The sequence below is a fragment of the Paraburkholderia bannensis genome, assembly GCF_014200455.1.
GTDB classification, from domain to species: Bacteria; Pseudomonadota; Gammaproteobacteria; order Burkholderiales; family Burkholderiaceae; genus Paraburkholderia; species Paraburkholderia bannensis_A.
This window is the reverse complement of sequence record NZ_JACHBW010000008.1, coordinates 41,050-67,198: the sequence shown is the minus strand read 5'-3', so window position 1 is coordinate 67,198 and position 26,149 is coordinate 41,050. Positions and strand designations below refer to the sequence as shown.

Annotated in this window: 25 protein-coding genes and 1 pseudogene; 12 read left to right on the top strand and 14 right to left on the bottom strand. The window is 61.7% G+C overall.

The features are described 5' to 3' along the window. Positions 1-17 precede the first annotated feature (17 nt). The 4 genes from F4827_RS14655 to F4827_RS14635 all read left to right on the top strand — a co-directional run bounded on the left by F4827_RS14655 (position 18) and on the right by F4827_RS14635 (position 3,120). The gene (locus tag F4827_RS14655) at positions 18-668 is read left to right on the top strand and encodes a BON domain-containing protein (RefSeq protein WP_183724665.1); all 651 of its coding nucleotides are present in this window, start codon (positions 18-20) and stop codon (positions 666-668) included. A 275-nt stretch (positions 669-943) separates the two neighbouring features. Further along, entirely contained in the window at positions 944-1,633 is a 690-nt protein-coding gene (locus F4827_RS14645; RefSeq protein ID WP_183724664.1) for a CBS domain-containing protein, read from the top strand. A 154-nt stretch (positions 1,634-1,787) separates the two neighbouring features. After that, positions 1,788-2,825, top strand: a complete 1,038-nt coding sequence (locus F4827_RS14640; RefSeq protein ID WP_183724663.1) for a zinc-dependent alcohol dehydrogenase family protein — start codon at positions 1,788-1,790, stop codon at positions 2,823-2,825. A 55-nt stretch (positions 2,826-2,880) separates the two neighbouring features. Beyond that, positions 2,881-3,120, top strand: a complete 240-nt coding sequence (locus tag F4827_RS14635; protein WP_183724662.1) for a UDP-glucose 4-epimerase — start codon at positions 2,881-2,883, stop codon at positions 3,118-3,120. Between the two features lie 77 nt (positions 3,121-3,197). On the opposite strand, the gene F4827_RS14630 is transcribed toward F4827_RS14635, so the two are convergent. Further along, positions 3,198-3,494, bottom strand: a complete 297-nt coding sequence (locus F4827_RS14630; RefSeq protein ID WP_183724910.1) for a c-type cytochrome — start codon at positions 3,492-3,494, stop codon at positions 3,198-3,200. A gap of 457 nt (positions 3,495-3,951) precedes the next feature. Here F4827_RS14630 and F4827_RS14625 point away from each other — a divergent pair, with 457 nt between their 5' ends. Both F4827_RS14625 and F4827_RS14620 read left to right on the top strand, forming a co-directional pair. Next, on the top strand, positions 3,952-4,101 hold the full coding sequence (locus tag F4827_RS14625) for a hypothetical protein (protein ID WP_183724661.1): 150 nt from the start codon (positions 3,952-3,954) through the stop codon (positions 4,099-4,101). A 493-nt stretch (positions 4,102-4,594) separates the two neighbouring features. Next, a complete protein-coding gene (locus F4827_RS14620) occupies positions 4,595-5,341 on the top strand; it encodes a beta-ketoacyl-ACP reductase (protein WP_183724660.1) in 747 nt (248 codons plus the stop codon). Positions 5,342-5,385: 44 nt separating this feature from the next. On the opposite strand, the gene F4827_RS14615 is transcribed toward F4827_RS14620, so the two are convergent. Continuing rightward, positions 5,386-5,574, bottom strand: coding sequence for a hypothetical protein (locus F4827_RS14615; RefSeq protein WP_183724931.1), 189 nt, complete (start codon positions 5,572-5,574; stop codon positions 5,386-5,388). A gap of 170 nt (positions 5,575-5,744) precedes the next feature. Here F4827_RS14615 and F4827_RS14610 point away from each other — a divergent pair. Further along, positions 5,745-6,177: pseudogene (locus F4827_RS14610) on the top strand (terminase large subunit domain-containing protein); the annotation flags it as partial. A 151-nt stretch (positions 6,178-6,328) separates the two neighbouring features. Here the strand turns inward: F4827_RS14610 and F4827_RS14605 are convergent. After that, entirely contained in the window at positions 6,329-7,912 is a 1,584-nt protein-coding gene (locus F4827_RS14605) for an ATP-binding protein (protein WP_183724659.1), read from the bottom strand. After that, a complete protein-coding gene (locus tag F4827_RS14600) occupies positions 7,909-8,433 on the bottom strand; it encodes a HEPN domain-containing protein (protein ID WP_183724658.1) in 525 nt (174 codons plus the stop codon). Before F4827_RS14600 ends, F4827_RS14605 begins: the two co-directional genes overlap by 4 nt. 682 nt (positions 8,434-9,115) lie before the next feature. On the opposite strand from F4827_RS14600, the gene F4827_RS35270 reads away from it, so the two are divergent. Then, positions 9,116-9,361: a hypothetical protein gene (locus F4827_RS35270; RefSeq protein ID WP_260175222.1), complete on the top strand. Its 246-nt coding sequence runs from the start codon at positions 9,116-9,118 to the stop codon at positions 9,359-9,361. Continuing rightward, entirely contained in the window at positions 9,358-9,717 is a 360-nt protein-coding gene (locus tag F4827_RS14590; RefSeq protein WP_183724657.1) for a type II toxin-antitoxin system HicB family antitoxin, read from the top strand. The genes F4827_RS35270 and F4827_RS14590 overlap by 4 nt, the downstream gene beginning before the upstream one ends. An 81-nt stretch (positions 9,718-9,798) precedes the next feature. On the opposite strand, the gene F4827_RS14585 is transcribed toward F4827_RS14590, so the two are convergent. The 5 genes from F4827_RS14585 to F4827_RS14565 form a co-directional block, all read right to left on the bottom strand. Continuing rightward, positions 9,799-10,062 (bottom strand): non-ribosomal peptide synthetase, encoded by a 264-nt coding sequence (locus tag F4827_RS14585; protein WP_183724656.1) that lies wholly within the window; start codon positions 10,060-10,062, stop codon positions 9,799-9,801. Then, positions 10,059-10,499 carry a DUF2778 domain-containing protein gene (locus F4827_RS14580; RefSeq protein WP_233177996.1) on the bottom strand — a complete coding sequence of 147 codons (441 nt, stop codon included), beginning with the start codon at positions 10,497-10,499 and terminating at the stop codon, positions 10,059-10,061. Before F4827_RS14580 ends, F4827_RS14585 begins: the two co-directional genes overlap by 4 nt. 248 nt (positions 10,500-10,747) lie before the next feature. Beyond that, positions 10,748-11,023, bottom strand: a complete 276-nt coding sequence (locus F4827_RS35265; protein WP_260175221.1) for a hypothetical protein — start codon at positions 11,021-11,023, stop codon at positions 10,748-10,750. Between the two features lie 203 nt (positions 11,024-11,226). Continuing rightward, entirely contained in the window at positions 11,227-13,446 is a 2,220-nt protein-coding gene (locus tag F4827_RS14570; RefSeq protein WP_183724654.1) for a TonB-dependent siderophore receptor, read from the bottom strand. A gap of 265 nt (positions 13,447-13,711) precedes the next feature. Then, positions 13,712-15,310: a tetratricopeptide repeat protein gene (locus F4827_RS14565; protein ID WP_183724653.1), complete on the bottom strand. Its 1,599-nt coding sequence runs from the start codon at positions 15,308-15,310 to the stop codon at positions 13,712-13,714. A gap of 416 nt (positions 15,311-15,726) precedes the next feature. Between F4827_RS14565 and F4827_RS14560 the strand changes: the two genes are divergently transcribed. The 3 genes from F4827_RS14560 to F4827_RS14550 all read left to right on the top strand — a co-directional run bounded on the left by F4827_RS14560 (position 15,727) and on the right by F4827_RS14550 (position 18,965). Continuing rightward, positions 15,727-16,860: a porin gene (locus F4827_RS14560; protein WP_183724652.1), complete on the top strand. Its 1,134-nt coding sequence runs from the start codon at positions 15,727-15,729 to the stop codon at positions 16,858-16,860. Positions 16,861-17,135: 275 nt separating this feature from the next. Beyond that, positions 17,136-18,374, top strand: a complete 1,239-nt coding sequence (locus tag F4827_RS14555) for an MFS transporter (RefSeq protein ID WP_183724651.1) — start codon at positions 17,136-17,138, stop codon at positions 18,372-18,374. A gap of 135 nt (positions 18,375-18,509) precedes the next feature. Then, a complete protein-coding gene (locus tag F4827_RS14550) occupies positions 18,510-18,965 on the top strand; it encodes a DUF1269 domain-containing protein (protein WP_183724650.1) in 456 nt (151 codons plus the stop codon). A gap of 162 nt (positions 18,966-19,127) precedes the next feature. On the opposite strand, the gene F4827_RS14545 is transcribed toward F4827_RS14550, so the two are convergent. From F4827_RS14545 to F4827_RS14525, 5 genes are all read right to left on the bottom strand, one after another. Further along, the gene (locus F4827_RS14545) at positions 19,128-19,457 is read right to left on the bottom strand and encodes a hypothetical protein (RefSeq protein WP_183724649.1); all 330 of its coding nucleotides are present in this window, start codon (positions 19,455-19,457) and stop codon (positions 19,128-19,130) included. Positions 19,458-19,517: 60 nt separating this feature from the next. Further along, a complete protein-coding gene (locus F4827_RS14540; RefSeq protein WP_183724648.1) occupies positions 19,518-20,468 on the bottom strand; it encodes a TIGR03571 family LLM class oxidoreductase in 951 nt (316 codons plus the stop codon). A 63-nt stretch (positions 20,469-20,531) separates the two neighbouring features. Continuing rightward, positions 20,532-23,360, bottom strand: coding sequence for a LuxR C-terminal-related transcriptional regulator (locus F4827_RS14535; protein ID WP_183724647.1), 2,829 nt, complete (start codon positions 23,358-23,360; stop codon positions 20,532-20,534). Continuing rightward, entirely contained in the window at positions 23,357-24,340 is a 984-nt protein-coding gene (locus tag F4827_RS14530; RefSeq protein WP_183724909.1) for a LysR family transcriptional regulator, read from the bottom strand. Before F4827_RS14530 ends, F4827_RS14535 begins: the two co-directional genes overlap by 4 nt. 48 nt (positions 24,341-24,388) lie before the next feature. After that, positions 24,389-26,131: a fatty acid--CoA ligase gene (locus F4827_RS14525; protein WP_183724646.1), complete on the bottom strand. Its 1,743-nt coding sequence runs from the start codon at positions 26,129-26,131 to the stop codon at positions 24,389-24,391. Positions 26,132-26,149: the final 18 nt, after the last annotated feature.

Here is a 26,149-nt window from a genome sequence, read left to right as displayed (position 1 = left end):
ACCTGGTGGAGGCAGCAATGAAATCCGACCTGCAGATCAGGCATGACGTCGAGGAAGAACTGGAATGGGAGCCCGGCGTAGCCGCATCCAGTATCGACGTCGAGGTCAAGGAGGGCGTCGTGACGCTCAAAGGGCATCTTGCAAGCTTCGGCGAGAAAGTCGCCGCTGAACAGGCGGCGCAGCGTGTAGGCGGGGTTAGAGCGCTGCTGGCCGAGCTGACCGTGCGCCTGCCGCAGGAGGAGGTTCGCGGCGATGGCGAAATCGCCAACTTCGCGCATAGCATGCTGCGGTGGACCACTGGCGTGAGCGAAGGCTCGGTGCGTGTTCTGGTCGAGCATGGCCATGTCGTGCTTAGAGGCACCGTCGACTATGCCTGGCAAAGCCGTGCCGCAGCGCGGGCGATCGCACAGTTGCGCGGCGTAACCAGCGTTGCCAACGAGATTGAAGTGAAGCACCTCGCCGAACCGGCAAAGATCAGCAAAGACATTCTGGACGCCATGCACCGTCACGCCGAGCGCGAAGCAAGGCACATCCGGGTATCCGTTCGCGAGGGGACGGTGACGTTATCGGGAACCGTTCATTCCTATGCGGAGCGCGCCGTGGCGCGCGGCGCAGCCTGGGCCGCGCCGGGCGTAGGCGCTGTGGTCGACGATCTGAATGTGGAGTGAGCGTCGGCGGAGGAATCCGATGGATGGGGAGACGCGCCACGCTGGCATTGCAGGTCTTCGTCCCTTATCACCGATACATGCGCTTTCTGAAGTGGCTGACGCTTTCGCTCCTCACCTACGTGGCGGTGCAGTTCACCGCCCATGTACCGAGGCGCCATTGCGATGCTGGTTACGCATTGGACTTTGCCGGAATCGGTTGATCGAGGTCAATTGCAAATGAGCCTTGACGGCTAGATTGGTCGATAACAAATCCATTCGACCTTGGGAGCACGCTCATGCAAGCCTCTGACATCATGACAACGGAAGTCATCTCGGTGCCTGTTTCGGTGAGCGTTTTCGACGTTGCCGAGCTAATGGCGAAACATCACATCAGCGGCCTGCCCGTGCTAGGCGATGACGGAAAAATTGCCGGCATGGTGAGCGAGGGCGATCTGCTGCATCGCGTCGAAACCGGCACGGGCAAACCACAGCGTTCCTGGTTTGCCGAGTTTCTCTATTCGACGCGTCGGCTCGCAACGGAATATCTCAAGGAGCATGCGCTGAAAGTCAGCGACGTGATGACGGCGAATGTCGTGAGCGTCCTGCCTCAGACGCCGCTCGCGGACGTGGCCGACCTTTTGCAGCGGCATCGGATCAAGCGCGTGCCCGTGGTCGTGGACGGCAAGGTGCTCGGGATCGTGAGCCGTTCCAATCTCGTGCAGGCACTCGCGCGTGCTGCTCAAGGTCCGTCAGACGCACTGGCTTCCGACGAAGCGCTGCGCCAGCACGTCGTGCAGGTGCTCAGCGGCCATCGCTGGGCAATGGCTGCGGAAGATGTGGTGGTAAAGGATGGCATCGTCCATCTTTGGGGTACGGTCACCTCGGAAGAAGAGCGCAGGGCGATTTGCGTCAGCGCGGAGCGGGTGATCGGCGTCAAGGGCGTAGAAGATCACCTGGGCTACCCAACTTATTTCACGCCGATGTGACGGCCGATGCTTTGGCCGATTCGTTGGCCAGCCGGTAGCGCCACGACCGGGCACCCGGGTTCTGCATTCCATCATTTGACCATTGCCCTGCTTTTTATGCACGCGCAGGCGGTCGTCTTCGCGGCGACAGGGGGCAGAATTTCGCGGAGGAAACATGAAAGCCCTGGTCTACAACGGTCCCGGCAAGTTCGCGCTTCAGACCTGCCCGATGCCCACCTTGCAGGGACCTAGCGATGCGATCGTCAGGATGTCGAAGACGACGATCTGCGGAACCGATCTCCATATCCTCAAGGGTGATGTGCCCAGTTGCGAGCCGGGGCGTATTCTCGGCCATGAAGGTGTTGGCGTGGTGCACGAAATTGGCAGCGGCGTATCGACGCTCAAGCCAGGCGACCACGTACTGGTGTCGTGCATATCGAGCTGTGGTCAGTGCGAATACTGCCGCCGCGGCATGTACTCGCACTGCAAGACAGGCGGCTGGATTCTGGGAAATCGCATCGACGGAACGCAGGCCGAATATGTCCGCACACCACACGCGCAGACGAGCCTGTACCGGATCCCGGCGGGTCTCGACGAGTCAGCGCTCGTCATGCTATCCGACATCCTGCCGACGGGCTTCGAGTGCGGCGTGCTCAATGGCAAGGTGGCGCCCGGTAGCACGGTTGCCATCGTCGGCGCGGGCCCCATTGGTCTCGCCGCGTTGCTGACCGCGCAGTTCTATTCGCCGTCACAGATCATCATGATCGACATGGATGCCAATCGCCTCGCGTGCGCGAAGCGGTTTGGCGCCACAGCTTGCTTCGATCCGCGCACGGGCGATGTCGCCGATGCCGTGAAGACACTCACTGACGGCGCAGGGGTGGACTGTGCCGTCGAGGCCGTTGGCGTGCCGGCGACATTCGAGCTTTGCCAGCAACTCGTGGCTCCGGGCGGGGTCATTGCGAACGTTGGCGTGCATGGCGTACCGGCCTCGATTTTCCTCGACAAGCTCTGGGATCGTAACGTCACGATCACAACTCGGCTGGTCGACACGGTTAGTACACCGATGCTGCTCAAGACAGTGTGCGCGGGCCGCCTTGATCCCAGTCGACTGATTACTCATCGCTTTGCGTTCGAAGAGATGACGAAGGCCTACGAGACTTTCTCTCACGCTGCCGATACGCACGCGCTGAAAGTGATCATCGAGATCTAATGCGCGAGCGAGTTGGCGTGCTCAAGTTGGCGTGCTCAACAAGGAGATCGACACTGTGACACTCAATGGACATATCGACACGACAGGCTGGAGCGTTGACGCCCATACGTCACCCGCATCCGAAGGAGGTTTCTCGTGCGAGATCGTTGTTTCGCATGAAGAGGCGGCGCAACACGCCACGCATACGTTCACGCATCACCTGACTTTCGAAACCGAGCGTGATGCCCTGCTGGAAGGCTTGCGCGAAGGCATGGTGTGGGTCGATCTGAAACTTCGCCACGCGTTCGAAATGTAGTCGGGTGCGCACTCCGCTCTTTCGCGATGCGGGTGGTGTATGCGCGCCGCCCGTATCAAGTGAGCCAGCAGCTTGAACTACTGGCTCAATACCCACTGGACAAGTGTATGCGCGTCCTCGGCGGAAAGCGGGCCACCGCGATCCTCAGGTAATGGCATGGCCATATCGCCCCAATGCACCTTGCCGCCGTGCCGCAGTTTGTCTTCAAGCATGAAGCGTGCGTCGGGTTTGTCGCGGTAGCGTTGTGCAATCTGGCGGAACGACGGCGCAAGAAACGGCGCGTCCGACGTGTGACAGAACATGCAGTGTTGCTGGTCGACAAGTGCGGTCGGTTCGGGAACCTGTGCATGTGCGATATCGCCATGCAACGCCATTGCGCATGATGCTACAGCGTGAATGAGGATCAGGGCGGAGCGCGACATGGGCGACAGCGTTGCTGGAGCAGTTGCAACCGTAAGCGGGGTAGGCGACATCGAGCATCTCCTGGAATCAATCGGGGAACTGGAGGGGAGAGTCATCAGTTCATAGTGTCAGGCATTGGCTCTGTGCCGTTGATATGTGTCAAATGGGCATGGCGCGCGTACGGGCGGCTTGCAAAAAAAGACGGCACCGTACAAGGCGCCGTAAAACCACGCGTACCTCAGGGCCAAGGTTCACCGCGCCAACACTATCTCCGCATTGGTCACGATACGACGTCGCTCAGCGGGCGGCGTGGCGATGGGCCGTCGGGCGTACCGTGTCCAATGCGCAGCAGGATCTGCGCAAAGGCGTGAGCGTCGTCTATGCCTGTCGCAATGCACACAACAGAGGCGATCCCGCCGCCAGGTTCCGATGAGTTGCAGCGACGCCGTCGCCGATATCGAACGTCCGGATCGCCGAAGCAGCGAGTGGCGTGGCGAAGTCGAGCAGGGCGCCCAGTCCGGCGGCATGGGCTGGCATGCTGTCGCCGGTTCGGCGCTGATGGACAAAGTTCGCGTCTGAAACCTGGGTTGCCGAACTGGCATCTATCGCCTTCAGCGACGAGATCAGCCATTGCCTCGCGCGTGGCCGCATCGCCCGTGCATGCCACGGCTGGTTGTTATGGCTCGACGGAGCAAGTGTTGCCTGACGCAAGGCGTAACGCAGACTGTCGTCGGCGGGTTCGCTGCATGCAACGTCAGATGCGCACGCCTGCGTAGTATCGAGCATGGTGATTGGCACCTCTACGACGCGCGGCACGCGCCAGGTGTCGATCGCGGGAAACAGGCGGGGCCGGAATCATCAATCTGGAAGCGTCTTCTGCATGCGAGCCAGTGCAGGGTCGATCGACCGATTGCAGTTGACCCGAATCAATCCGATCTGATCAGCACACGCAGGCCGATGGGCCCGGCATCAGTTGATGCATATCAAGCGCGGACAAGGAGCCGTTCGTATAGTGAAGCGATGTTTTCCCGAGCCGATTCGCGCCCGGGCCACCGTACGAAAGGAGAGCGCGATGCGCAAAGACCGGGTTGCATTCATCAGCGGCGGCATGGGTGGACTAGGCGCAGCCATCAGCCGCAGGTTATATGACGCGGGTATGACCGTTGTCGTATCGCATTCGGAGCACAACGACCATGTCGCGACATGGCTGAATCACGAACAGCAAGCCGGGCGGACGTTTCATGCTCTGGAACTCGACGTATCGAGCTACGATTCGTGCATCGAGTGCGCGCGCAAGGCGGTGGCGAAATTCGATGGGGTCGATGTCCTCATCAACAATGCGGGGGTCACCCGAGATGCGAGTTTCCTGAAACTGACCAAGCCCGACTGGGATACGGTGCTGCGCACGGACCTCGACAGCCTTTTCAATCTCACGAAACCTTTCCTGCCAGGCATGGTGGAGCAGGGCTTCGGGCGAATCGTCAATATAGGTTCCGTGAATGGCTCACGAGGCGCGCTCGGGCAGACGAACTATGCCGCGGCAAAAGCCGGGATTCATGGTTTCACGATGTCGCTTGCACTTGAAGTCGCTAAACGCGGCGTGACCGTTAATACGGTATCGCCCGGCTACCTTGCGACGGCGATGATGGAGGCGGTGCCGCAGGACATCATGAATACGCACATCCTGCCTCAGATTCCAGTGGGACGCCTTGGGCGGCCAGAAGAGGTTGCTTCGCTGATTGCCTACCTCTGCTCCGATGACGCAGCATTTGTGACGGGAGCGAATATTCCTGTCGACGGCGGCATGCATATGCAGTAGCTAACGCTGTCGTGCACGCGCGGCGCACCGTGCGCATCGTGTGCTCAAGTCCGGGCAAGGCACCGAAAGCGCTTCACGAAGCGCTGAACCAGTTCGCCCAGGCAGGCCCGGCGCGCCCGGGGCTGGTAGACCCTGGGCGGGCGCTGCGCGCTTGGAATCCACGGACCCGCATCGCTCACCTTGACCCGCTCGAGTTCGCGCATGCTTGCCGTGATCAGCTCACGTCCGTTCATGGTTCGCCCCTGGTCGACGCATCACGCAAGCGTGCGCGTCAATCAGGGCAGGAATCGGACATTTCTAATGAGCCAGAACCGGACATTTCTAAAAAGCCGCAACAAATTTAAATTCGATAATTTATCTTATGTAAAATTGAAAAAGTTTACCGAAACTCAACCCGAACATCGAGGCGCGCAACGAATTCGGCGACGAACAGATTGCACATCTATATGAGGCGTTTCTCGATTGCCAGTTTGATTGTCAGAAAGTCTGGTATCGAAACGGCCGTCAGCGCACACGAAACATCCTGAAATCGCGGCAGATCGGCGCGATGTTCTATTTCGTCCGCAAAACGCTCGACGACGCGCTACAAACCGGGCGGAACCAGATTTTTCTATCCGCGAGTAAAGCGCAGGCGCACGTATTCCAGCAATACAATTGCGCAGTTTGCGCATGAAGCGGCCGACATGGAATCGACGGGCGATCCGATCGTGTTGCCGAACGAGGCGACGCTCTACTTTCTCGGCACGAACGCGCGCACGGCGCAGAGCTACCAAGGCAACCTGTACGTCGACGAATATTTCTGGATCGGCCGCTTTAAAGAGCTGCAAAAAGTCGCGATGTCGCAGCAAAAGTGTTTGGCCGCAATGAAATTGAGCCACTTCAGCCACAGTTTCTCGCATTCAACGAATGGGCGGGCGAAAAGGTAGTCCGCTTTTCACCGTATACCCTTGGTGTTGAACCAAGTATATAGAGCCGCCCATGCCTTCGTCACTGAAGCAAATCGTTGGAGATATTTTGATCAGCCAATTCGTCAGCGAAATAACCGTCAGGCACTTTCGGCAAAGCTCTTAATTCAGAAGCCTTGAATTGAAAATGCTTCGGAATCATCTCTTTGACATTTGGGCGACGACGAAACCCCGTAAACAACGAATAATCCAAAATGTAGGCTTCAAACCGCTCGCCCGCTTTCCTTGGCGTGATGGATTGGTGGATCAAGTGCACCATACGCAGATCGCTGAGAATTTGCACAACAGCGCGTTCTGGCGTGTCATCACCACGGATAAGGAAAGCATTAATTTTCTCCCTATCGAGACAGAGTGTTTCTAACTTTCCCAACATTGCTCGCAGTTTGCCCGCAACGTAGCGTGCGTCCTTTTGCAAATCGTCCATTTTTTGCTGACCGAACTCTCCGATTGCGACATTTACATCAGAAAGGGTAACTGTTGCATGGCGATTGCGGGCCGCGTGCTGAAGAGACCGTCCGAACATCTGCAAGAAGTCGCGGGGAACCCCTGCATTGGCCCAAGCTAACCGTCGAAAAGCCGCATCGGGAAGCACTGTGCCTGTCAACGAATAGCCTACCGCAGTTAAGAATCCTTCGAGGATCACTTGAAGATGCGCCTCCGCCGCTTCCGGGTTTTCCAGCGTCAGATCGAGCTCAACATACTGAGCATCGCCTGGGATTTGTAAGCCCTCTCGTTCATTAGGTGCATAGACGTTCAATAGTGAACTGAGTCCAGCCACTTTTATCCATCCGTTGCTGCCCTTCAAAGCCGCGTGAATACTATGCAAAAGTTTGGGCTGTGCCTCGCGCGCGACCAAATGGAAGTCGTCGAGGAACACGAATGCGTCGGTTGAGAAGCCGTGTGTAACCGATGACAAGATTCGCTTCGCAAGAACTGGCGCGCGCGCAATTGACGTTGCGCCAGAGGCAATGTCATTTGCCAGTGCTCGCAAAGCGTCGACGTCCGCATTCGATCTGCCCGAACGCCGAGTTGCGGACGAAGCAATTCCAATACACATGTCAAAGTACACTTCCCTAACGAGATCGTCTCCCTCTAGGGTCGAGTATGTTTGCATGTCTAGTATGCAGACGAGCGCTCGCGTGTCCGCTAGCAATTCAGTAGCGCGTCGGATCAGCGTCGACTTGCCAACGCCGCGCCTACCGCGCACGATGTGGTTCGCTGGTTGCGCAAGCAGATGATCTTCGCGCTTTTGAAACGGTGCGTAGGGAATCGAAAATCCATGAGCCGACGTACCTTGCGCCTGCTCTCTTGTCGAACGGGTTAGTAGCGTCTGCAATGCGCTCGCCTCAATAGAAGCGGGAAAATTTGCCGCTTTTTCGGGCGCAAGTGCAAGCGCACCCTTAAAAACATTGTCCGGACGCAGATTTTTCTGCGCTGCCAACAAAGCGTAGGTGTACAGAGGCGCTTCGCGACCGACTCCGAATTTCAGGAACTCGCGGGGGCCAGCTGAAACTTTGCTGTTTGGCACGTTGCTCACGCCGACTTCACGCTCGAAGGCAGCAATCGCTTCTGCCGCATCATCTTCGTAATCTTGATCTTGATTCATAGTTTGATACCGAATTTGGTGTCCAGATACCCGATAGCGACAGCGATAAAGGACTCGGCGTCGCTAATTGCTGTTTGGGATGACAAGGTTTGATCGGCAATAGTGGTTGACCAATTGTCGTAGTCCGCGCGTAGTCGATGCTCGTACAGTCTGCTGATCTTTACAGACCAATCCGCAACGTTGGGGAAATCGTGGGGCAAGTCTACCGAGGCCTTTCCGTGATCATCCCCTTTGAGACTTACGATTCCCTTCACCAGATATCGGACTGATTTCGAAACGTTGTAGGCGGCGTAGTAGGCACGAGAATGACAGGCGCGGATGCAACCAGCGGCCTCAAGGAGTTTCGCCTCGTCTAGATGTTGCTGGCCCAATCGGAACCATTTGGTTCCCACTTCCACTCCGAATTCGCGAATCTCCGCATTCGTCCAACCTAGCCTCTCCAACTTTTTGACGAATTCGAGGTGGTTAGCGGTGATCTGTAAGAATTCAAGTTCAGAAACGGGTAACGGTCGAGTAGCCATAATGGAGTTGCCGCTTATCCAAGAATTGGGGCCGATTGTACTGGATCTGTGTTGCGTCACTCTCCTCTACGACATTGGCGTTTTTCTGCATCTGGCTGCGTTAACTGTGGGGTCAGCTGGACGCCCGAAGCACCAAGGAAGGGAGCTGGTCCGCGGACGATGGCGTCTGAGTCAAAAAGCGCACATTTAGAGCAAGGCAGGCGGGGAGGCGACTGCGTTCTTTGGCTTTCTCGGCAGGCGCGGCCGCTCCCTATCCGCCGCTAAAACAGCGAGCCTCGCTTCCAAACGCCCCGCCTTGCCGTTTTCCCGCCTCGCCACGGGCCTGCTTAGGAGTGGGCTTCGCGATGACTCGCCCCCTGAGCGCCCCTCAGCGCCGCTCAGCGGCTCCTATCGGTTGATGTCTCGCTTTGCCGCCTTCGCCAGGCATCGTTGTACTGCATATCCATACAGTACAGATTGAATCTCGCATGCGTCACCGCCCGCCCTTGATCGCCGCCCGACTCGCGGAGATCTGGAACGAGAGCCCTCCCCCGCTCGTGCCTGAGTTGCTATGGGAGATTCACCGCCTACGCTCCACGATCAGCCGTCAAACCAGATTCGGCTCTTTATCGGTGAGGGAGACGGTGCCGTGCCTTCAACGGTCCGGCTGTGCTTTCAGCGCGAGCTTGCTGCGGAACCATACTTGACCGATCCACCGACTCCGGGACAGCAGGCAATGCTGGATGCGTTTTCGTCGAGGCGCGAAGCAGAGCAGAAAAAAGCGACTAGACTAACCGAAGTGATATCACTTTTTGATTGCATACTGATAGCACTTTCCGCTATCAGTATGCATGAAAACGAAGCGCGCCCGCATCCGGGCAAGGAAGCCAAGCGCTATCAGGTCGAAGACATGCGCGACGGGTTTAACGATATGGGAATCAAGCCATGAGCAACGCCATGACCTACAAGGGATATTTCGCCAGCATCGACTTCGACGGGCGCGACAACATTTTCGTCGGGCATGTGCTCGGCGTTGACGACAAGATCAGCTTCCACGGTTCGACCGTCGACGAACTGATGACCGATTTTCACGCGGCCGTCGATCATTATCTTTCCGACTGCGAGGCAAGCGGCCGCAAGCCCCAGAAGCCGGCGTCCGGCAAGCTGATGCTCCGCATTGACCCGGACATTCATGCTCGCGTCGGTATCGCTGCTGCTGTGCTGGGTGAGAGCGTGAATCAGTGGTCGGAGGAAGTGCTGGGCCGCGCCGCGCGCGAAGTATTGGAGCGTGCGGCGCACGCCTGAATGTCAAGTCACAAAAATGAAAATGCCGCCGCGTGTTACCACGCAGGCGGCATTTTTTATGACGGCTAGAAACGTAAGGCGCTAGGTTCTCGGCGCTGTCTGCTTACTCAGCGCAGCGTTGGCACGCCAGACAAGCAGAGCGGCCAGCAGGAACGAAACTGCCATCGTGATGTAAAGGTAAAGGTCTTCCAGTGCTTCGTCACCATAGAAGCCGAGTAGCCCGCCGAACCGTGCGTAAGCGGCCGCCATCGAGTCAGAGAATGGAATATGTCCAAACGCCCACATGAATCCGGTAGCGAGCGCCAGGGTCAATGCAACGTTCACAACGATTTTGAATGGCTTCATTTCACTTCGATGATTCCATATGCGAAACCTTTCCCGCCAGGTATCGGCATTGCTTTGCTCGCCTTCAGTGCCGCCCTTAACCGGGAGAATGCGCTAGGGTCTGCGAGAGTTATACACCCTTCGCTCAGATTCCTTGGGCCGCGCGGGTGCAGGCGAAAATTTCCTCGCTTCACGCCGTTGATGAATACCCAGTCTGCGTTAGTGCCTGCGTTGTAGAGTGCGAACCAGGCACTTCGATCGGTGCCATAAATATGGTCGAGCATGAAGTCCCGAACGTGGGTAAAGATACCGCCTGAACCGCGATCCACGATGTAATAGCGCCCCGGCGGCAGAGGCCCGATGTTCGGGATTGCTGCGGCTCCAGCGTTATCTTTTCCGTTTCCGTCTCCGGAGAAGGCCGCGAAGTCTCCAACGCCTGCGCAACTCAGCTTCGACATCGGCTTACCGTTTAGGTCGAATGTGCACGATATAGCCATTTAATCACCATTAGAGCGATATTAATCTATTGGATTTTATCGCAATGCCGATTTTATGGAGTAACCGCCAACGTTGGTGATCGAAAGGTGCAGCACGAGTTCAGATAGGCAAGCAGCCAGGCGATCATCCCGTAGTTGCCGCCGTAGATGCCGAACGTGAGCAGAATCGCCTTGAGTGTGGTGGCGCGCAGCGGGCGCTCGAATGCGGCTCAGATGCTCGGGCGATCAGCGGTGTTCGCCCCGCGCGTCTGCGCGAAGACCAGTGCTGTCTTGATGTGGCGTCTGATCCACAGCACCAGCAGCGTCGGCAGCAGGCCGATTACGAACAGCACGCGCCCGTAGCGATCGGCCAGAATGCCGGCGATCCAGCCGCCTGGCGAGGCCATGATCAGCACCGTGGTGCCCAGCAGGCCGGCTTCGCCGCGCGTCATGCCCCACAGGGCGATCAGCGTGGGAATCGCGAGCGCATACATCTGCGTGTCCATCGCGTCGAGACCCCAGCGGCCGAAACACGCCCAGTACGTCTGCTTCTCCGGCTTCTTCAGCTCGGTGTATCACTTGGACCTGCGTTGTCTCCGTAAACCATGCCCTGTGTATAGAGTTTAACGATGCAAAGAACGCAACTCATGTCACAAACTCGCAAGGCGCTGAGTCAGAGCGGCTCGGCGCACCGGGCCGCTGAGCGGCCTCAGAAGTCCGTCGTCACCGAGAACCATGCCGTGCGCGGTTCGGCTTGCGTCAGATAACCGCCGAGCGCCGACGACCAGTACGCGCGATTCGCCAGGTTTGTCACCATCACGTTGAAGCTGGTGTCGTGCTTCGCAATCTGCGTCTTGTAGCGCGCGCCAATGTCCAGGCGCGTCCACGACGGCACTTTCTGCGTGTTCGCCGTGTTCAGGTATTGCGAGCTGGTCCAGATCGCGCGGCCCATCAGCGTGAGGCCGTTGAGCTGCGGCACATCGTATTCGAGGTTCGCGTTGAAGGTCCATGCCGGCACGCCGATCGGACGATTGCCCTCTTGCGCGCTGTCACCCGTATCGACGAGCTTCGCGTTGATGTACGAGACGCCGCCGATCAGACGCAGCCCTTTTAGCGGCTCGCCATACATCGAGAATTCGACGCCACGATGCTGCTGGATGCCGTCGGTCTCGTAGATGTTGGTGACGCTGTTGGTGTACGCCACCTGCTGCCTGATCTGATAGACCGCGAGCGCCGCGCCGTAGTGATTCGCGTCGTACTTCACGCCCGCTTCGTACTGCTTTGCGCGGAACGGCGACATCACCTGGCCGACGTTGGCCGTGCCGCTGGGCGCGATGCCGCCTTCGACGAGGCTTTCCGCACGGTTCGCGTAGATCGACAGGTTCGGCTGCAGCTTGTAGACGACGCCGAAAATCGGCGTGGTGGCCGAGTCGTTGTAGTTCGAGCTTTGCACTTGCGTGGCGTAGGCGTAACCGTTTTCGAGGATGTCCTGATGGCGCGCGCCAATCGTGAACAGCAGGCGGTTCTGGAAGAAACCCAGCGTATCCGACACCACAAAGCTGCGCATCAGGATCGAGGTCGTCAGGCCCGGATCGGAGAAATTGCCGCCGCTATAGCTCGCCGACGGGAACGCAATCGCCTGCGCGTTGTACAGGCTCGTCGGGAAATAGCCGGTCATGTCATAGGCGGCATATTCGGCGATGCGGTTGATCTGCCAGCCCGCGTTGATCTGGTTCGACACCGGGCCGAGATCGAATTTGCCACGCACGCCCACGTTCGCCGAAATCGCGTTTTCCTTGAGCGTGTCGCCCATGCGATAACCCTCGGACGAACCGTTGTCGTAGTAGATCGACTCGTACTGGCCAAGCTCGGTCGTATGGCGCGAGCCGACGCCCGCATAGGCGGTCCAGTTCGGCGCGATGTCGTATTCGCCGCGCAACATGCCCACCGTGTCTTCCTGCTTCGAGTACGTCCACGGCTGCGCGGCGTTGTAGCTCGCCGACGGCGTCGCCGGCATCTCGTCGCCCGTCACGAACACGCCCGAGCGCCCGCCCGTGATGTTGTTCTTCTGATAGAGGAAGTCGGCGTAGAGGCGCAGTTTGTCGCCGCGATAGTCGAGCGAAATCGCCGTCTGCTGCGAATGGCTGTCCTGGTTCTGCACCGCCGTGCTGCCGCCCACCACGGTCTGATTCACGCGAATGCCGAACTGGTCGTTGCCGCCAAAGCGGCGGCCCACGTCCACGTGCGTGCCCAGTTCGCCTGAGGCGCTGCCTTCCACTGTCACGCGTGTAACGGGCTTGTCGTCGGCCACCTTGGTCTGCACGTTGATCGTGCCGCCCACGCCCGAACCGCCCGGCGACGCGCCGTTCACGAAGGCGCTGGCACCCTTGAAGATATCGACGCGTTCGACCACGCCGGTGTCGACCATCTGGCGCGGCGTGAGGCCGTAGAAGCCGTTGAGGCCCACGTCGTCGGAATAGACCTGGAAGCCGCGGATGATGTACGTCTGCGAGAAGTTGCCGTAGCCAAGCGCCGTGCGCACGGCCGGGTCATTGGCGACTACGTCGGCGATGGTCTGCGCCTGCTGGTCCTGAATCAGCTTGGAGGTGTAGCTCGTCACCGAAAACGGCACGTCGATCATTTTCTGCTTGCCGAGCACGCCGATCTGCGCCCCGCTCGCCACCTGAGCGCCCGCGTAGGCCGGGGCGAGGTCGCCCGGCAGCGTGTCGCGCGCAGCTTTCACGCTCACGGCGGGCAGCAACGCCGATGCCTTGGTGTTGTCCGTCGTGCTGGCAGCGCCCGTGTCACTTGCAGCGCTCGCAGCCTCGGCGGCATAGGCCTGGACGGACAGGCTTGCAAGCGCGAGCGCCGCAGCGGCGAGCGGCGCGAGGCGGAACGCCTGCGCGGATGAAGAGAGGGTTCGGTTCATTTATCGGTATCCGCAGCGTGGTGGCGGGTCTCGCGACCCAATATGCATCAGAGGCCGCGATCATATCGATAAATGCGAATGATTCCTATTGCAATTGATAGTTTTGCGGGGAAGTCGCTAACCGTTGGTAAGGAATAGCAGCGAGCGGCGCGCAGGACGGGAACAGGATGGCCTGGCGCTGCGCCTTGCGGGGCACGGCGCAGCGCCAATTTTTGCTTCCGACGGACCTGTAAGAAGGCGTAAAAATTGACGTGTTGCGCCGTTTTCAGGTGGCTTGCGCCAGGATTTCCACGTCGATTGCCTTACAGAGCGCCTTCACCACCTCGTCCCACTGGTTGCGATGAATCTGCCGGAACAGCCGTGCGTTGGCGTACCACGGGCTGTCTTCGCGATGCATTTGCCAGCGCCAGTCGGGCGTAAACGGCAGCGCGATCCACACCGGTTTGCCGAGCGCCCCCGCCAGATGCGCAACCGCGGTATCGACGGCGATCACCAGATCGAGTTGCGCGATCAGCGCCGCGGTAGCCGAAAACGTCGTCAGGCGCGGCCCGGCGTCGATCAAACGCCCGCGCTGCACGAGATCGTCGACGCACGCCCGGTCGCGCTCGCGCACGTCTTTTTGCAGGGAGACGAAGCGCGCGTCGGCGTCGAACAGCGGCAAGAGTTCGGTGAGCGGCATCGAGCGATTGCGATCGTTGAGATGCGTGGTGTTGCCCGACCAGACCACGCCTACGCGCAAGCGCCGCTTCTGATCCGCTCGATCGCCCTCCTCCGCGCCGATCACATCGGACCATGCGGCCCGCGCGGCGGCGGCGTCGGCGTGCAGATACGCGCCCGAGGGCGCGAAATCCGCTTTGCGCAGCGCGAGCGCATGCGGCAGGCTCAGCATCGGCAGGTGATAGTCGAACGCGGGTGCAGGCGACGCTTCGCCGATCACGCTTGCCGCGCCAGCCACGCCTTGCAGCAACTCCACCAGTTCGTCCTGTACCTGCACGATTACGTGCGCGCCCTGCATATGCAGGCGGTCGACAAAACGCACGAACTGCACGGTGTCGCCAAACCCCTGCTCCGCATGCACGAACACCGTCTTGCCCGCTAGCGGCTGGCCCTTCCATTGCGTCGCGTCCGGCAAGCCATGCGACATGGTGCCGTCACGCCAGCGCCATTCGTATTCGCGCCAGCCATGTTCGAATTCGCCGAGCAGCAGATTGGTTTGTGCGCGATTGGTGCGCGCGCCCGCGTCGTTGGGATTGATCGACACGGCCTTTTTGAAGTGGCGCAGCGCATCGTCGAAGCGATGCAGGTCGCGCAAGGCGACGCCCAGATTCGTCCAGGCCGCGACGAAATCAGGCTTGAGTTCGATCGCGCGCCGGTACGCGTCGAGTTCCTCGTCGTAACGCCCGAGCTTGCCAAGCAGCGCGCCGCGGTTGTAGTGCACCTCCGGCGCTTTCGGATTGCGGCGCGTCAGGCGCGCGAGGTACTCAAGCGCGGCCTCGCCCTGTTCAAGTTGCACGAGCGACATGGCCGCTCCGTGCAGCGATGCGGCGTGATCGGGCACGAGCGCAAGCAGACGCTCATAGAGCGCCACGGCGTCGGCGTGACGCTGCGCGAGCTGGCAGATGCGCGCGGCGTGCTGCAACTGGTCGGCAGGCGTTTCGGCGGGGCGCGCGGCACGCCACGCAAACTCCGCCGCGCGCACATAATCCGAGCGCGCCGACCAGACGAAGGACATCGCTTCCAGCGCGCCCGCGTGATCGGGATTCGTTTGAAGGATCGATTGCAAAACCTGCTCCGTGGCGTCGAATCGGCCTGCGGTGAAGTGCTGTTGCGCTTGCGCGATCAGTGCGTCGTTAGCGTCGGTCATGGAAGCCAGGGCGTTCGCGCCCCAAACAAAAGTGGTGGTGTAGTGAGCAAGGATAGCGGCCCGGACCACAGAGGAAAAAATTCGCCGGAACCGTCCGTACCGCCGAATAGAGGGAATTTTATCGCGTTATTAAGAAACCGCAATAAAAGGTAATTTCCAATTTCGAATATTTCTCTTGATTACCGGACCTGCACGCGTAATCACGCGATTTATCCATCACCACATCAATCAGAACACCCCTTGTTTTACAGGATATTTCCTCCGAATGAGCCCTCTTCGTAATAAACAAGAATCGGAAAGACAATTGGCGTCAGAAATCGTCGTTCGCGAACCACATACGCTAAAACATATTGCGATTGTCGCGTTATGCTCCGCGCTCGCTCCCCAGGAGCGAATAACAATTCAATGGAGTAACGATGAAAAAGCACACCCTTTCCGCCCTCGCCGTTGCAGCGGCCTCGTTCGCAGGCGCAGCACACGCACAGAACACAGTCACGCTCTACGGCCTGATCGACGCAGGCGTCATGTACACCAGCAACCAGAGCGGCAGCTCGAACGTGCAGCAGACGAGCGGCGCGCTCAACGGCAGCCGTTGGGGCCTGCGCGGCAGCGAAGATCTGGGCGGTGGCCTGAAGACGATTTTCGTGCTCGAAAGCGGCTTCAGCATTTCGAACGGCACGGCCAAACAAGGCAGCCGCATGTTCGGCCGGCAGGCGTTCGTCGGTCTGTCGAGCGACCAGGCGGGTACGGTCACCCTCGGCCGCCAATACGATAGCGTGGTCGACAACCTCGGCGGCCTGGCGCTCAACGGCACGCAATACGGCGGCACGATCGCCTCGCACCCGTATGACAACGACAACCTTAACAACTCGTTTCGCGTGAGCAACTCGCTCAAGTACCAGAGCGTGAACTACGGCGGCCTCAAGTTCAATGCGCTGTACGGCTTCTCGAACTCGGCTGGCGGTTTCTCGAACAACCGCGCATACAGCGTGGGCGCAACCTACACGTTCGGCGGCCTCAAGGCCGGCGCGGGTTACCTGCAACTGAACAACTCGGGTTCGACCATCAACAGCAGCGGCGCTGTCAGCGACGACGCCACCTTCACCGCTTCGCGCCAGCGCACTTATGGCGCAGGCCTGAACTACGCGTTCGGCGCAGCTAACGTCGGCTTCGTGTTCACGCAGACGCAGCTGGGCAACCTCACGGCGATCAACTCGTCGAACGCGGGCGCCACGACCTCGCTCACGGGCAACAGCGCGCGCTTCAGCAACTACGAAATCAATGCACGCTACGCGTTCACGCCGGCGTTCACGCTGTCGGGCGCTTACACGTACACCGATGCGAGCCTCGAAGGCGTGAGCCCGAAATACCACCAGTTCACGCTGCAAGCCGACTACGCGCTGTCCAAGCGCACCGACGTCTACGCCGAAGGCGCGTATCAGCGCGTTGTGGATGGCGAAGGCAAGATCCACGCGGACATCATGGGCGTGTCGGCATCGAATTCGAATTCGCAAGCCGTGGCAACCGTGGGTATCCGTCATCGCTTCTAAAACGAAGGCGCGAGATTTGCCAGCTATAGCTCGGCTATAGCGAGGCGAATACAGATAAAAAGGGCTGGTAGAGGCTTCGGCTTCTGCCAGCCCTTTTGCTTTTGCACCACCGTTTTTCCCGCGTTTTTTGCAGCCGGATTGTTCCGATTGCTCCGATTGTTCAGCTTCCCCATCTTCTCTTTTCGGAATTCGGGTCTTTTTGTTGGACAAATCCCTGCCTAGAATTCGATGCCTCGATCCACGTTCATTCCACGCAATCCAGGATTAAGGCCTTCATGCAAATCGATACCCATACGGCTTCAGTATCTCTGGAGGGAACGGCCACTTCCGCGAGTCAATGGCTGTCGGTCATTGCGGTCGCCATCAGTGCGTTCGCGTTCGTGACTGCCGAGTTTCTGCCCGTCGGCCTGTTGCCGCAAATCGCGCACGATCTGGGCGTCTCGACCGGTGTCGCCGGCCTGATGGTCACCACGCCCGGCGTCATGGCAGCGATCTCGGCGCCGATGCTCATCGTGAGCGCGGGCCGCACGGACCGGCGCTACGTGTTCCTGCTGCTCACCGCCGTTCTGCTGATCGCCAATATCCTGTGCGCCGTCGCGCCGGATCTGGCGCTCATGCTGACCGGTCGCGCGCTGCTGGGCGCAGCGCTCGGCGGCTTCTGGACGCTTGCCACGGCGGCGGCCCCGCGCCTCGTACAAGGCAAGGACGCCGCGAAAGCCACCGCGACGATCCTCACCGGCGTGACCTTCGCCACGGTGATCGGCGTGCCGCTGGGGACCTTCATCGCGTCCTTTTCGTCGTGGCGGCTGGCTTTCGGTGCGACGGCCGGACTCGTCGCGCTCGCGCTGGTGGCGCAGGCTTTCCTCGTGCCGTCGCTGCCGTCGAAATCGGCCTTGCGCATGGCGGATTTCCGCAAGCTGCTTGGCCGTTCGCACACGCGCCTGAGCATGCTGATGGTCGCTCTGGTGTTCGGCGCGCATTTTTCGACCTACACGTATATCGCGCCGCTGCTCGAACACGACTTCTCGTTGAACGCCATGACGCTGCTGTTGCTCGGCTTCGGTCTGATCGGCTTCTTTTCGAATGCGATCACCTCGACGGTGATTTCCGGACACATCAAGAAGTCGGTCGCCACGATGGTCCTGCTGCTGCTGGCGGCGATGTCCTCGATGCTGCTGCTCGACCATTCGCCCATCGGCGAAACGGCCGGGATGCTGCTGTGGGGGATTGCGTTCGGCGCGCTGCCGCTGTGCTTCAGCGTCTGGATTCAGCGCGATACGGCGGATTTGCCCGAAGCGGGTTCGGCAATGTTCGTGAGCGTGATCCAGGTGGCGATCGCCGTGGGCTCGGCGGTGGGCGGCACGATCGTCGATCGCGCGGGCGTGCATGCCGATTTTCTGCTGGGACTGGGGCTTGCCCTGCTGGGCCTCGTCACACTGCAACGTCTGGCCGCCGCCACGCGGCCGGCTAAAGCTTCGAATCTAGACTGCGCCTGCGACCCGTCGCTGGATTGACACCCATCGTCAGACCGGCGCGGCGAGCGAATTTCATTCCTGCCGCGCCGCCCAATCTCGCCAAAAACTCCTCCCTCTTCTCCCGGATTGCCTATCTTTGACTGAAGGATGTCATCAGGCATCGGGAGCATGCATATGTCGCAGGAATTAATCGTCGCGACTTTCGGAACACTGGACGAAGCCCAACGCGCCGCGCGCGACTTCAAGAACTTCGAGACCGACGGCCAGGGCCTGCGGATCGAAAGCGGTGTCATGGTGCAGAAAGACGCATTGGGTGCGCTCAAGGTGCTCGACCAGTACAGCCGGCCGCATTGGGGCACGGTGATCGGCGCGGCCACGGGCGCGCTTATCGGCCTGCTGGGCGGGCCGGTCGGCGCGATTGCGGGGCTCGCGATCGGCGGCGGGGTTGGGCTGGGTGCGCGCGAGATCGAGGCGCATCTGGACAGCAGGCTCACACGTACCATCGAGGGCGAACTGAAGCCGGGTGGCTGGGCACTCGTGCTCGAAACGCACGATCCTGCGCCCGCGCAGATCGATGAAATCGTCCACGGATATGGCGGCCAGGTGTTTCGTCAGGCGCTGGCCTGGTGAACGGGGCCGCGCGCGGGATTCAATAAAATTCCAGGGGAGGAAGGATCATGGTGCAAGGATCGCAACCAGCACAACAGCAAAATCGTCAACGCCGGGGCTTTCTGCATAACCTCAAATGGATGTTCATCCTCTGGTGCGTGGGATTCGGCGCGACGGTGCTGCTCACGCTCCCGTTCCACTTTCTGGTTGAGGCGATGATGCACAAGTAGGCCCGCCGCCAGGCGCACCGCCGAGCGCCGCGTGCTTCACAGCCGCAGCCTTGATCACACGTTGCGCGCGCGGATAGGTCTCGCCGGTCGCGGCCTGATACTGCTTCAGCGCCACCACCGCCTGCGCAAACGCGCTGCCGCCAATGCACGCCTTCAACTCGCCCGCCTGCTCGAGCGCGGGATAACGCGCCTGCGCCTCGTCGAGAAAGCCGTCCATCGCCGTGTGCAGGTCGTCGTAATTCTGGGCCTGCTGGATGCCGTCGATACGCTGGTCCGTATTCACGATTGCCCTCCTTGCCGGTTTGCCTGAGTTCATTGAAGCACAGGAAAGGCGGCGCGGAGTTTAATCGACATGGAAATGCGGCAGCACCTCGGCGGCCAGTTCGTCGACGACTTCGCGCGCGCGCCGCTCGCCGCCCAGATTGAAGGTCACGTGATGCATGCCCGCTTCGCGCATCGCCTCCAGCATGCCGACGAGCGCGATGCGCCCGGTGCGATAGCCCAGCGATACCGGCGTCGCCGCTTCGTGGGCGTCGTCGCTCAATTGCAGGCGCATGGCCGTGCCGAAGGCGCGGAACGCATCGGGCGCGTTGCGCGCCACCGCGGCACGCCAGAGTGCATGACGCGCACGCTGGGCTTCGGGTTCGCGGTGATAGGTCATCCAGCCGATCGAACGGCGCGCGATCCAGTCCACGCTCTGTCCGCCCGAACCGACCGCAAGCATGGGCACCGGTTCAGCCGGGCGCGGCAGAAGAAAGAACTCGGGCGCATCGACGGAAGCCAGATCGGGCACGATGCGCGAATCCGGGGCCAGCGCTGCGGCCAGCGTGTCCCAATGCCGCCGATACAGCTCTCGACGCGCCTCGCCGTCCTGGCCAAATGCGGCGTATTCGGCAGGCCGATCGCCGGAACCGAGCCCGAGGATAAAGCGCCCCAGCGCCAGATGGCTCACCGACACCGCGCCCTTGGCGATATGCAGCGGATGACGCAGCGTCAGCACGATCGCGCCGCTGATGAGCGCGGCGCGGCGCGTGTGCATGGCGAGCGCGCCGAGCAGGACCCACGGATCGAGATGGCCGACCGGATCGGGATAATCGGCGCTGTTGAGCGGCACGTCGCGCACCCAGAGCGCGCGAAAGCCCAGCGCATCGGCGTGCTGCGCGAGAGCGACCTGCTCGCGGAAATCGGCGATATGAGTATCGGTGCGCAGAACCGGCAGCGATAAGCCGATGGTCAGTTGCGATGGTGCGAAGACGCGTGCGGCGATGGGCGCTGCGTGCGGTAAAGAAGCCATGAACATGGTCCCGAAGGAAAACTGCCAGAGCGTGACGATAGCGTGTTTCAGGCGTTGTCGTGATCAGCGCGCCGTGTCCTCGCCGGGCGCACGGGTTTCGCGTCCCACCGACGGCATATCGAAGGCAAGTCCGCTGCGCACGGCCTGAATGCGCGAATTCACGTTGAGCTTCTCGAAGATATTCTTGAGATGCCATTTGATGGTTTCAGGCGCGACGCGCAGCGCACGGGCGATTTCCTTGTTCGAAAGACCGCGCGCCACGTAGTCCAGAATTTCCACTTCGCGCGCGCTGAGATTGTTGGCGGCGAGGCTTGCGGCCGGACGTGCAGCCACTTTTTGCCGATTGCTACGTGCGCCCGCAGCAGCGCCGGCGAACGCCGACTTCAGTTCGTCGAGATACCACGGGCTTACGTCCGCAAAGCGCGCCGGCGTCTGAGCTATCGCCGACAACAACGTCACGACGCCCTCGCCTTCATCGACGAAGCTGCGCACGAGGCCATTGCGCTGGCCGTACGCAAGCGCATCGGCGAGCAAGGCAAGCGCGGCTTCCTCATGGCCCGCGGCATGCCTTGCCAGCGCGCCGGGCACGGCTGCCTGCGCCGCGAACCACGGCACGCCGCGCGCGGCCAGTTCGCGATGAACCGCGCCGAAGGCGTCGGCGGCTTCTCTCGCATGCCCGTCGCTCATCAGTAGCCGTGCGCGCGCCGTCTGCGCAAAGGCCCATGTTTCGATGGCGCTGCCTGCGGCAGGCGGCGGTTGTCCATCGAAGTCCGAGAGCGCGCGCAACGCGTCACCGTGACGATGCGCGTGCGTAAGATTGCCCGCCATCAGACCGATGCGCACCTGCGCCCCCAGGCAAGCGACCTGCAAACGCAGCCATTGCCGCCCCGCCGCGACGCGCTCCACATCGCGCAGCAGCGCATAAGCACCACTGAAATCGCCCGTGTGCGCGAGATCCATGGCCGCGGTCAGCGCGAAGCGCAGCATCGGCCCGAGCGAGCAAGCCTGCAAGGCGATCGGCAGACGCTCGCGCTGCAACTCGCGTACGCGTGCAAGATCGCCCCATTCGTAGCAGATCGCCCCAAGATAGCCGGCTGGCAGCGCCGCCGCCGCGCACAGGCGGCCCGCGCGTTCCTCGGCTATACGCAGCGCGGCTTCGAAGGTGTTCGACGCATCGTGCAGCCGCCCGGCGACGAATTCACCGAGGCCGCTCATGCTGCGCCGGTAGACGTTCGAATAGAGCGGCTCGTGTTCCGACGCTTCATCGCGGGCGCGCAGCCGCAGCATTTCTTCGAGGCCTCCTGCATAGCTGAGCCCGAAGATCAGCGTGGTCTGGCCGATCTGCTCGACCCACGAACCGGCGGACGGCTGGGCGTCCAGCACCTGGCGGCCGAGCCGCAACGATTCGGCGCTGTCGTCGGCCAGACCCGCGACCAGCGAACGCACGGCGAGCACGTCGAGCGCAGCGACATCGTCGATGGCCAGCGCGCCGTTGTCGATATCCGCTTCGATGCGTTCGAGCGCGCGCCGCGCCGCGACGATCTGCAGCGACAGGGCCAACGCCCATGCGTGAGCCAGGCGCAGGCGCACGCGGCCTTCGAACGCGGAATCGGGCAGGCGCGCGATCCAGTTGAGCACGGTGCGCACGTCGCTCGCGGCGATCAGCTCCATCGCGCAGGATTCGACCCAATCGGCGGCCTGCCCGACTTCACCGGCGGCTAGCGCATGACGTACGGCTTCCGGCCAGAGGCCCGCCGCGCCTAGCCAGCGCGCCGCGGCACGATGCAGATCGGGCACCGTCTGCGGTTTGCGCACCAGCAGTTCCTCGCGCAGATAGTGCGAAAACAGCGCGTGATATCGGAACCACTGCGTTTCGCCATCGAGCGTCTTGACGAAGAGATTGCGTGCACTGAGCCACTCCAGCATGGCGTGCGCGTCGTCGCGGCCCGTGAGCGCGTTGCAGAGCGCGGGCGTCATGCGGTCGAGTATCGCCGTCGCCAGCAGGAAATCGCGCACCGGCTGCGGCAGCGCGTGCGTGACGTTTTCGTTCAGATAGGCCGCGATGCCGCCGCGCGCCCGGGCGACGCGGCGCACCACCTGCGCAGCGTCCGCGTCGTCGCGCAATGCCAGTGCAGCCAGTTGCAGACCCGAGACCCAGCCTTCGGTCGCGCCGACCAGCGCTTCCAGATCGGCGCTGCCGAGTTCCTTGCCGGCCACGCGCCGCACGAATTCGGCGGCTTCGGTGCGCGAGAACCGCAGCGTATCGGCGTCGAGCCAGACCAGTTGGTCGCGCGAGGCGAAGTAACTGAGCGGCAGCGCGGGCGTCGAACGGCAACCCAATACCAGATGCAGATGGTCGGGCGCGTAGCGCAGCAGGCTGAACAGCGCCTCATGAATCGCAGGCGCTTCGAGGCGGTCGATATCGTCGAGAAACAGAAACAGCGGCGTGCTGCTGGCGGCCAGTTCGTTGAGCAACTCCGCAAAGGCGACGTGGATCGGCAGCACGGCACGCTCGCGCAATTGCTGCTGGGCCCGCAGGCCCACGCCGCCGGTCGCCTCCATCACGGCGGCGATCACGTAGGCGGCGAAGACGGACGGCTCGTCGTCCTCGTCGTCGAAACTGACCCACGCGGCCTGCGCGCCTTGCGCGAGCAAAGCCGTGCGCCACTCGGCCAGCACGGTGGATTTGCCATAGCCCGCCGGTGCGCAGACTACAGTGAGCTTGCGATCGAGGCCCGCACGCAAACGTTCGATCGGCGCAACGCGCGCCACGTGCTCGCGCGCATGCGCGGGCGCCAGCCTGGTGTGGATCAGTGCGGCCGCGAGTGCGGCGGCACCGGCAGCATGGTCTGCGGGCGCGTCGCGTCTGCGCCTTTCGGGGCGGGGATTCATCGGCGCGGTCGGCTCCTCAGCGGCAGCACATTCAGGCTCGGCGTGGCGCGAACGAGCTGGCCGATCTCCTGTTCCTCGTTGCATAGCGCGGGGCCGAGTGTCGCGCGCAAATGTTCGACGAAAGTACGGATGCGCGCATCGACATAGACCCGCGACACATACACCGCATACACATTGAGCGCCTGCAGCCGGTAGTCGGGCAGCACGCGCACCAGCGTGCCCGCACGCAGATCGTCGATCACCGAGTATATGGCGAGCGAACCGATGCCGCTGCCCGCACGCAACGCCACGGCCAGCGCCTCGGGTTCATTGAGCTGTAACGCGGGCTCGCCGAGCGCGTGCACGAATTCGCCGTCCGGCCCTTGCAGACGCCATTCGTGCGCGGGCGCGGCGGGCGTGTCGAGGCCGACACTGGCGTGCTTCGCAAGATCAGCGGGGGTGCGCGGCACGCCGTGACGCGCGAGCCACGCGGGCGAGGCCACCAGCACGCTATAGCTCATGCCGATGGGCTGGGCGATATAACCCGAGTCGGGCAAGGACGCGGCGCTCAGCACGGAAACGTCGTAGCCCTCCTCGACCAGATTGGGCAGGCGCTGCGAAAGCGTGAGTTCGACCCCGACATCGGCATAACGCTCGCGGTACGCGACCACCGACGCCGTCACGTGGCGTTGCCCCAGCCCCGGCATCGCGTGCACGCGTAGTCGCCCATAGGGCCTGACGAGCGCATTGCGGGCCTCGGCGTTGGCTTCGTCGACATCGCCCAGGATCGGCCGCACGCGTTCGAAGTAACGTCGCCCGCTTTCGGTCAGCGCGAGATGACGCGTCGTGCGCTGCAGCAGCCGCGTTTCCAGGTAGCCTTCGAGCTGGGAGACCGCGCGGGACACCATGCCCGTCGAAGTATCCATGCGCTTCGCGGCGGCCGTGAAACTGCCGGCCTCCACGACGCGCACGAAAGTACGCATGTTTTCGAGCATGTCCATCATGATCTGCGGGTTATGCGAGGCGGCGCGCCGCCATCGGAATCCGCATTATCGGCGCGGCGCACGGCTGCGATCAGCCCCCCGCGTGGGGGGCTTCCGCTTTGCGGCGCTGTCCTGATAGCGTTCGCGCAAGGCGCGCTTGTTGATCTTGCCGACGCTGGTGCGCTCCAGCGCTTCCACGATCAACAGCCGTTCCGGCACCGCAAAGCGCGAGATCAGGCCGCGCTCGGCCACGCGCTTGACGTGCGCCTGCAACTGTTCGGGCGTGACGCTTTCATGCCCCGGCGCAAGGACCACCAGCGCGAGCGGACGCTCGCCCCAGCGCACATCGTGGACGCCGATCACCGCCGCTTCGCGCACGCCCGGATGGGTCGAGAGAAGGTTTTCCAGTTCCAGCGAGGAAATCCATTCGCCGCCCGTCTTGATGACGTCCTTGATGCGGTCGGTGATGCGCAGATTGCCCTCGGCGTCGATCACACCGATGTCATTGGTATGCAGATAACCGCCCGCCCAGAGCGCCGCGCTCGCCTGCGCATCGCCCAGATAGCCTTGCGTGGCCCAAGGCGCGCGCACCACCACTTCGCCCGCCGACTTGCCGTCGCGCGGCACGTCGCGCATATGTTCATCGACGATACGCAGATCCACCAACGGTAGCGGCGTGCCCGCGCGCGTGCGCACGCCGATATCGGCCGTCGCTCCCGGCTCTGCGGTCTCGCCGCGCGCCTGGGCGAGCGTGAGCAGCGGACAGGTCTCCGACATGCCGTAACCCGTGTACACGTCGATGCCGCGAGCGCGCGCGGCGCGCGTGAGGCCTTCCGAAAGCAGCGAGCCGCCCACGATCACCTTCCAGCGCGACAGATCGACCGATGCGGCCGCCGGGCTGGCGAGAATCATGTCGAGCAGCGTGGGCACGCAATGCGAGAAAGTGACCGCCTCGCGCTCGATCAGACGCAGCAGGGTGTCGGGCGCGTAGCGGCCCGGGTAGACCTGTTTGAGCCCCATCGCCGTGGCGATATACGGCATGCCCCACGCATGTACATGGAACATCGGCGTGATCGGCATATAGACGTCTTCGCGATGCACGCGGCCCTGCTCGCGCGCGCTGCCGAGTGCGGCCATGCCCGCGAGCGTGTGCAGCACGAGTTGCCGATGGCTGAACGACACGCCCTTGGGCAAGCCGGTGGTGCCGGTCGTGTAGAAGGTGGTCGCGCGCGTGCGTTCATCGAAGTCGGGAAATGCGTAGTCGGGACCACTGGCGTTGATCAGCGCTTCGTACTCGCCGTGAAAGCCGGCGGGATGGCGAGCATCTTCGACGTCGTCGCCAATCAGAATGAAGCTGCGCACCGTCGTGAGGCGCGCGCGAATATTTTCGAGCATCGGCAAAAAGTCGCGATGCACCAGCAGCACGCCGGCCCGCGCGTGATTGAGCGTGTAGAGCAACTGCCCGGACGAAAGCCGCACGTTCGCGGTCATCAACACCGCACCCATCATCGGCACGGCGAAATAGCATTCGAGGTAGCGATGGCTGTCCCAGTCCATCACCGCCACGGTGTCTCCCGCGCTTACGCCTGCGCCGGCCAGCGCGCTCGCCAGTTGTCCGAGCCGATGCCGGAAGCCCCAGTAGGTGTAGCGGACTTCGTCGCCATAGACAATCTGCTGCTCGGGACAGGTCGCGAGCGTCGTGTGCAGCAATTGCTTGATCAGCAGCGGGTACGCGTACGCCTCGTCGCCCTGCTCAGTTGGGTTGTCGGGTGGATTGCCTGCTTGATTGCCTGCACTTTGTTTAGTCATGCCAATCTCTTCGATAGA